The organism is Pseudomonas sp. SZ57 (assembly GCF_009495975.1).
Taxonomy (GTDB): domain Bacteria; phylum Pseudomonadota; class Gammaproteobacteria; order Pseudomonadales; family Pseudomonadaceae; genus Aquipseudomonas; species Aquipseudomonas syringae.
The window spans coordinates 45772-54262 of record NZ_WIBD01000038.1 but is presented as its reverse complement, the minus strand read 5'-3'; the positions used below and the strand labels follow the sequence as shown (position 1 = coordinate 54262).

Annotated in this window: 6 protein-coding genes; all 6 read left to right on the top strand. The window is 60.3% G+C overall.

What is annotated here, in order from left to right:
- Nucleotides 1-234 precede the first annotated feature (234 nt).
- Nucleotides 235-1122: a tRNA glutamyl-Q(34) synthetase GluQRS gene (gene gluQRS, locus GE543_RS26150; protein ID WP_153222700.1), complete on the top strand. Its 888-nt coding sequence runs from the start codon at nt 235-237 to the stop codon at nt 1120-1122.
- Between the two features lie 98 nt (nt 1123-1220).
- On the top strand, nt 1221-1397 hold the full coding sequence (locus GE543_RS26145; RefSeq protein ID WP_002552060.1) for a hypothetical protein: 177 nt from the start codon (nt 1221-1223) through the stop codon (nt 1395-1397).
- The gene (locus tag GE543_RS26140) at nt 1381-4335 is read left to right on the top strand and encodes a sensor histidine kinase (protein WP_004415167.1); all 2955 of its coding nucleotides are present in this window, start codon (nt 1381-1383) and stop codon (nt 4333-4335) included. The genes GE543_RS26145 and GE543_RS26140 overlap by 17 nt, the downstream gene beginning before the upstream one ends.
- A gap of 22 nt (nt 4336-4357) precedes the next feature.
- Complete coding sequence (locus GE543_RS26135) at nt 4358-5791, top strand: sigma-54 dependent transcriptional regulator (RefSeq protein WP_153222699.1); 1434 nt, start codon at nt 4358-4360, stop codon at nt 5789-5791.
- Between the two features lie 698 nt (nt 5792-6489).
- Entirely contained in the window at nt 6490-7893 is a 1404-nt protein-coding gene (locus GE543_RS26130) for a polynucleotide adenylyltransferase PcnB (protein ID WP_003345072.1), read from the top strand.
- Nucleotides 7886-8392: a 2-amino-4-hydroxy-6-hydroxymethyldihydropteridine diphosphokinase gene (gene folK / locus GE543_RS26125; RefSeq protein ID WP_368990273.1), complete on the top strand. Its 507-nt coding sequence runs from the start codon at nt 7886-7888 to the stop codon at nt 8390-8392. Before GE543_RS26130 ends, folK begins: the two co-directional genes overlap by 8 nt.
- Nucleotides 8393-8491 lie beyond the last annotated feature (99 nt).

Genomic DNA, 8491 nt, shown 5'->3' with positions numbered 1-8491 from the left:
CGGGCCGGAAACGGAGCCAGGGGGTTTGGTTACTTTGGCCCCATCAAAGTAACTCGCCGAGGGGCGAAAAGGTGACTTGAGTCGAACCCCAATTTACCTGACGAAGAAAAACTGCTGTGTAACGCAGAGCGCCACGAACTGCATGCCAACGCGGAGCATTGGCACAAGACTCTGCATAACCCCCCACTGCGTTCCACTTGCCCGCCCAAGCCCGTCACCCGTAACATCCCGCCCATGAAAAAACCGGCCTATATCGGGCGCTTTGCGCCGACTCCCAGTGGTTACCTGCATTTTGGCTCGCTGGTCGCAGCCCTCGCCTCCTATCTCGATGCGCGCGCGGCAGACGGTCAGTGGCTGTTGCGCATGGAAGATCTCGACCCGCCGCGTGAAGTGGCCGGCGCACAGGCGGGGATTCTCGAAACGCTCGAGCGCTACGGTTTTGAATGGGACGGCCAGATAGTCCGGCAAAGCGAGCGCCATGACGCCTATGCCGAGATCCTCCAGCGCTGGTTCAATCACGGCCTGGCCTACGCCTGCACCTGCTCGCGTAAACAGCTCGAAGACTTTCAGGGTGTCTATCCGGGTTTCTGCCGAAATGCCGGGCATTCGCCGGACAACGCCGCAATCCGCATTCGCGTTCCGGAGCTGGAATATCGCTTCGAAGACCGGGTTCAGGGCACCTTCAAAATGCACCTGGGCCGCGAAAGCGGTGACTTTGTAATCCGCCGGCGCGATGGGCTATATGCCTATCAACTGGCCGTGGTCATTGACGACGCCTGGCAAGGTGTCACCGATATCGTTCGCGGTGCCGACCTGCTCGACTCGACACCCCGCCAGCTGTACCTGCAGGAACTGCTGGGCCTGCCCCAACCGCGCTACCTGCATGTACCGTTGATCACCCAACCCGATGGTCACAAGCTGGGCAAGTCCTATCGCTCCCCACCACTGCCGGCCGATCAGGCGACGCCGCTGCTGCTTCGGGCCTTGCGCGCATTGGGGCAGCCGCTCGATGCGCACATGACCGATGGCACCGCGCAGGAAGTGCTCGCCTGGGGCATACGTCACTGGAACGCTGACCTGATACCCCGACTGCGCAATATTGAGGAAGCCCGGATAGACTGATCCAGAGCGGTCGCCGCAAACTGCGACGCAAGGATACTTGCAGGTTATCCGGCATCCGTTAACATGCCGCTCCTCATCTACCAGCGCAGGGAGACCAGATGTACATATACCGGTTGGTTTTGCTTCTGGTGGTCGGCATTTATCTGTTCTCTCCAGCCATCATGGACTGGTGGATCGATGCCACCGGTGCCTGGTATCGGCCCTACATGTTGTGGCTGATCCTGATTGTGGTGACGTTCATTCTGCAGAGCCAGCGAGATGCCGATGAGCTTTAGTCTGACGCAGATGCTGCTGGTCAGCGCCGCCTACCTGTTGGTGCTGTTCGGCGTAGCCTGGGTCAGCGAACATGGCCTGATTCCGCGCTGGATCATTCGTCATCCGCTGACCTACACCCTGTCACTGGGCGTCTACGCCAGCGCCTGGGCGTTTTATGGCACGGTTGGTCTGGCCTATCAGTATGGCTACGGCTTTCTGTCCAGTTATCTGGGGGTGTCCGGGGCCTTCCTCCTCGCGCCGGTGCTGCTTTACCCGATCCTCAGAATTACCCGCACCTACCAGCTGTCATCACTGGCCGATCTGTTCGCCTTCCGTTTTCGCAGCACCTGGGCCGGCGCGCTGACCACTGTATTCATGCTGATCGGCGTGCTGCCGCTGCTGGCTTTGCAGATTCAGGCGGTCGCCGACTCCATCGGCATTCTGACCCGCGAGCCGGTGCAGGATCGGGTCGCGGTGGCATTCTGCGCGCTGATCACCCTGTTCACGATTTTCTTCGGCTCACGGCACATCGCGACCCGTGAGAAACACGAGGGCCTGGTGTTCGCCATCGCCTTTGAATCGCTGATCAAGCTGATCGCCCTAGGCGGCGTCGGGCTGTATGCCTTGTATGGCGTGTTCGACGGCCCGCAACAACTGGAACTGTGGCTGCTGCAGAACCAGACCGCCCTCGCCTCGCTGCACACGCCTTTGCAGGAAGGCCCGTGGCGCACGCTGCTGCTGGTGTTCTTCGCCTCGGCCATCGTCATGCCGCACATGTATCACATGACCTTTACGGAAAACCTCAACCCGCGCTCGCTGGTCAGCGCCAGCTGGGGTCTGCCGCTGTTTCTGCTGTTGATCAGCCTCGCAGTGCCGCTGATCCTCTGGGCCGGGCTCAAGCTCGGCGCCACCACCAGCCCGGAATATTTCACGCTCGGCATCGGCATCGCCGCCAATAGCAAGTCTCTGGCCCTGCTCGCCTATATAGGCGGGCTGTCGGCGGCTAGCGGGCTGATCATCGTCACCACGCTGGCGTTGTCCGGCATGGCACTCAATCACCTGGTGCTGCCGCTGTATCAGCCACCCGCCGAGGGCAATATCTATCGCTGGCTGAAGTGGACACGACGCGGACTGATCGTGGCGATCATCGCGCTGGGTTACGGCTTCTACCTGATGCTCGGCGCTCAGCAGGACCTGGCCAATCTGGGCATCGTCGCCTTCGTTGCGACCCTGCAATTCCTGCCGGGCGTGCTGTCGGTACTGTACTGGCCGACCGCCAACCGACGCGGCTTCATCGCCGGGCTGCTGGCCGGCATTTCGGTCTGGGCAGTCAGCATGCTGTTGCCGCTGATCGGCAACCTGCAGGGCTTCTATATTCCCTGGCTGAACATGATCTATGTGCTGGACGACACCAGCTGGCACATGGCAGCCATCGCCTCGCTGGCCGCAAACGTCTTGCTGTTCACCCTGATCTCGCTGTTCACCAATGCCAGCCCTGAAGAAGCCGGGGCCGCCGAGGCCTGCGCAGTCGACAACGTGCGTCGCCCACAGCGCCGTGAACTGCATGCTGTGTCGCCGCAGGAGTTCGCTACCCAACTGGCCAAACCACTGGGCGCGAAAGCCGCACAGAAAGAGGTCGAGCAAGCACTGCGCGATCTCTACCTGCCCTTCGACGAGCGCCGCCCTTATGCCCTGCGCCGCCTGCGCGACCGCATCGAGGCCAACCTGTCCGGGCTGATGGGGCCGAGCGTTGCCCAGGACATGGTGGAAACCTTTCTGCCGTACAAATCGGGCAGCGAAAAATACGTCACCGAAGACATACATTTCATTGAAAGCCGGCTTGAGGACTACCATTCGCGCCTCACCGGCCTTGCCGCCGAACTCGATGCCCTGCGTCGTTACCACCGCCAGACCCTTCAAGAACTGCCGATGGGCGTCTGCTCGCTGGCCGAAGATCAGGAGATCCTGATGTGGAACAGGGCCATGGAAGAATTGACCGGCATCGTCGCGCAGCGTGTGGTCGGCTCGCGACTGGAAACCATTGCCGAGCCGTGGAAGGGCCTGCTGACCGGTTTTACCAGCCTGCCCGATGAGCATTTGCACAAGCAGAAGCTCGGTCTGGACGGCCAGACACGCTGGCTCAACCTGCACAAGGCAGCCATCAACGAGCCTCTGGCGCCAGGCAACAGCGGGCTGGTGGTGCTGGTCGAAGACCTGACCGACACGCAGATGCTCGAAGACAAGCTGGTGCATTCGGAACGCTTGGCAAGTATTGGCCGACTGGCCGCCGGTGTAGCGCACGAGATCGGCAATCCGATCACCGGTATTGCCTGTCTCGCCCAGAACCTGCGCGAAGAACGCGAAGAAGACGGCGAACTCAAGGAAATCAGCAGCCAGATTCTCGAACAGACCAAACGCGTATCGCGCATCGTCCAGTCATTGATGAGCTTTGCCCACGCGGGCGCTCATCAGCATAGCGACGAAGCCGTTTGTCTGGCCGTGGTGGCCCAGGATGCTATTGGTCTGCTGGCGCTGAACCGGCGCAATTTCGAAGTACACTTCTACAACCTGTGCAACCCCGAGCATTGGGCTGTCGGCGATTCGCAGCGGCTGGCGCAGGTGTTGATCAATCTGCTCTCCAACGCCCGTGATGCCTCCCCGGCAGGCAGTGCAGTCAGGGTCAGAAGCGAAGTATCCGAGCACACTGTGGACTTGATCGTCGAAGACGAAGGCAGTGGGATTTCAAAGGCAATCATGGACCGATTGTTCGAGCCGTTCTTCACCACCAAGGATCCTGGCGAGGGAACCGGACTTGGCCTGGCGCTGGTCTATTCCATCGTTGAAGAGCATTATGGACAAATCACCATCGACAGCCCGGCCGATCCCGAGCAGCAGCGTGGAACCCGTATTCGGGTGACCTTGCCACGCCATGTCGACGCGACGTCCACCGCGAACTGAGACCGTCGAGAGAACTGAATCAATGCCGCATATTTTGATCGTCGAAGACGAAACGATTATCCGCTCAGCCCTGCGTCGCCTGCTTGAACGCAACCAGTATGAAGTCAGTGAAGCCGGCTCCGTTCAAGAGGCTCAGGAACGCTTCAGCATCCCGTCGTTCGATCTGATCGTCAGCGACCTGCGCCTGCCCGGCGCACCCGGCACCGAGCTGATCAAGCTCGGCGAAGGCAAACCGGTGCTGATCATGACCAGTTACGCGAGCCTGCGCTCGGCAGTCGATTCGATGAAGATGGGCGCGGTGGACTACATCGCCAAACCCTTCGATCACGATGAAATGCTCCAGGCGGTCTCGCGGATCCTGCGTGATCGGCAGACGGTCAAGCACCTTCAGGACGAACGCAGCGCCACCGCGAGGACCAGCAGTGCTGAAAAAAGCCCGGCTCAGAACCATAACGGCGAAATCGGCATCATCGGCTCATGCCCGCCCATGCTGGATCTCTACAGCAAGATCCGCAAAGTGGCCCCGACGGATTCCAATGTCCTGATTCAAGGGGAGTCAGGCACTGGTAAGGAACTGGTCGCCCGCGCCCTGCACAACCTCTCACGCCGCGCCAAGGCACCGATGATTTCCGTCAACTGTGCGGCCATTCCAGAATCGCTGATCGAGTCCGAACTGTTCGGTCACGAGAAAGGCGCGTTCACCGGAGCCAGCGCAGGCCGTGCAGGTCTGGTCGAGGCCGCTGACGGTGGCACGCTGTTTCTCGATGAGATCGGCGAACTGCCGCTGGAAGCCCAGGCTCGCCTGCTGCGCGTGTTGCAGGAAGGCGAGATTCGTCGCGTCGGCTCGGTGCAATCGCAAAAGGTCGACGTGCGCCTGATCGCCGCGACCCACCGGGACCTGAAAACACTGGCTAAAAATGGCGAGTTTCGTGAAGACCTGTTCTATCGCCTGCACGTCATCGCCCTGAAACTCCCGGCGTTGCGCGAACGTGGCAACGACATCCTGGAAATAGCCCGTGCGTTCCTGGTCCGTCAAAGCAGCAAGGTCGGACGCGACGACCTCAAATTTGCACACGACGCCGAACAAGCGATCCGCCATTACAGCTGGCCGGGTAACGTACGCGAGCTGGAAAACGCAGTGGAGCGCGCGGTGATTCTCTGCGAGAACCCGGAAATCACCGCTGACCTGCTGGGTATCGACATCGAGCTCGACGGTCTGGATGACGACGAGTACATGGGCATGGCGCCGTTACCGGGCTCTTCCGGCTCGTCGGGCAACGAGCCCGCCGAAGACCTGTCGCTCGAAGACTATTTTCAGCACTTCGTTCTGGAGCATCAGGACCACATGACTGAAACCGAGCTGGCGCGCAAACTGGGCGTCAGTCGCAAATGCCTGTGGGAACGCCGTCAGCGTCTGGGTATCCCGCGGCGCAAGGGCGTGGCCAGCGAGACATAAAATCAGCCCAAGGCTCTGGCACGCGGTGCGCAGGGCGGGGACAAACTGTTACCTCAAGCGTTTCACGTAACAAAAGCCGGGTCTTACGGTAACGCAGGCCCGGCTTTTTTGTGTGCGCAAAAACGCCCTGCTGCCCGCCAAGCCCCGGTTTACGGGGCTTGGCAAAAGTTGGCACAGCTTCTGCTATATGCTTAGTACAAGAAGAACAACAAGCAGTACGACACCCACAATAAAAACAATACGAATCGACTCACGCATAACAAGAACAACACGGCGGAGGCGCAGCTAACTGATTCTTTTGGAGAGGAGTTGTATTTGGGGCTTGCCCCGCAACCAGGCCGAGAACAACAAAAACTACCCTTAGGTAGCGCCTGAACTGGTTGGATCGAATGATCATTGCAACGCAGCGACCAAAGCAATCCGTTTGCTCTTGACTCCCGACTGGGAGGTTTCACAGACGCAAGTCTCGTGAATGGGCACTCAACAAAAACAAGAAGCCCAGGCAGAAAACAATAATAAAGAGCACACACTTTGGGGGAGCTTCGGCTCCCCCAGTAGCTTCCCCGCCTTGATCCGCGCCATCGTTTACCCTTCCGCGACAGCTTCCTACACCATCACTCGACTAAATGCTAGAATCCCCGCCCATCATGCGGTCATTCCACGTTTTTGGCCGAATATTCCTTCAAACAGTGCATCCCATGCTGAAGAAGTTGTTCCAGTCATTTCGTTCCCCACTGCGCAAACCGCAGCAACATACGCGCACCACGCCTGAAGTGCTCAACAGCAGCCAACATTCGCTGCAACGCAGTCAGTTCAGCCGCTATGCCGTGAATATTGTCGAGCGCTTGCAGAATGCCGGCTACCAGGCCTATCTGGTCGGCGGCTGTGTACGCGACATGATGCTCAATATCACGCCCAAGGATTTCGACGTCGCCACCAGCGCCACGCCAGAACAGGTGCGTGCCGAATTCCGCAACGCGCGGATCATCGGCCGCCGGTTCAAACTGGTGCACATCCATTTCGGTCGCGAAATCATCGAAGTGGCGACGTTCCGCGCCAATCATCCTCAGGATGACGAAGAAGAGGACAGCAACCAGTCCTCGCGCAATGAAAGCGGACGCATCCTGCGTGACAACGTGTACGGCACGCTTGAAGAAGACGCCCAGCGTCGTGACTTCACGATCAACGCGCTTTACTACGACCCGGTCAGCGAGCGCGTTCTGGATTACGCCAACGGCGTGCATGACATCCGCAATCGCCTGATCCGCCTGATCGGCGATCCGGAGCAGCGTTATAAAGAAGACCCGGTGCGCATGCTGCGTGCCGTGCGTTTCGCGGCCAAGCTGGACTTCGGCATCGAGAAGCACAGCGCCCAACCGATCCGCGCACTGGCGCCGATGCTGCGTGACATTCCGTCGGCACGCCTGTTCGAGGAAGTGCTCAAACTGTTCCTCTCCGGACACGCCGCCCCCACTTTTGAAATGCTGGTGGACCTGGAACTGTTCGAACCGTTGTTCCCGGCCAGCTCCAAGGCCCTGGAATACAACCCGACCTACACCCATACGCTGATCAGCAATGCGTTGATCAATACCGACCTGCGCATCAAGCAGAACAAACCGGTCACACCGGCGTTCCTGTTCGCTGCCCTGCTCTGGCCTGCGCTGCCGGCCAAGGTGCTGCGCGCCCAGGAACGCGGCATGCCACCGATCGCAGCGATGCAGGAAGCCGCTCACGAACTGATCATCGAGCAGTGCCAGCGCATCGCGATTCCCAAGCGCTTCACGCTGCCGATCCGCGAGATCTGGGACATGCAGGAGCGCCTGCCGCGCCGTTCGGGCAAACGCGCCGACCTGCTGCTCGACAACTCGAGGTTCCGTGCGGGCTACGACTTCCTGCTGTTGCGTGAAACCGCGGGCGAGCAGACCGACGGTCTGGGCCAGTGGTGGACCGATTATCAGGACTGCAACGACAGCGAACGCCGCGACATGATTCGCGACCTGAGCAACAAGCCTGAAGCGGCGGGCACAGCCCCGCGCAAGCGTCGTCGTAACAGCGGCGCCAAACGCAAGCGCACCACGGGCGAGGCGCAAAGCGGTGAATGAACCGCTGTTGGCCATTGAACGCGTGTATATCGGTCTGGGCAGCAACCTGGCTGACCCGGCCGAGCAATTGCGCAGCGCCCTCAAGGCCATTGCGCAATTGCCCGATTGTCAGTTGAGCGGTGTGTCGTCCTTCTATATCAGCGACTCGCTACTGCCCGGCCAACCGCGCTTCACCAATGCCGTTGCGGCAATCGACACCGCTCTGGCGCCCCTGACGCTGCTTGATGCGCTACAGGCCATCGAGCTGGATCAGGGCCGCGAACGCCACGAACGCTGGGGGCCGCGCACGCTGGACCTCGATATCCTGCTGTTTGGCGACCGTCTGATCGACGAGCCACGCCTCAAGGTGCCGCATTACCACATGCAGGCCAGGGCCTTCGTGCTGTACCCGCTGGCAGAGCTGGCTCCGGGGCTGACACTGGCCGACGGCCGCCCGCTGAATCGTCTGCTCGATGAATGCCCGTTCACAGGTCTTGAGCGTCTGCCCGCCGAGGCATGAAGCCTGTCTGTCACCGCGCCGGTGTAACCGCTCCGACGCACAGGTAACACCTTCAATTGACTTCACGCCCCCTCCTCACGAAGATAGGCCTCCCGCCGC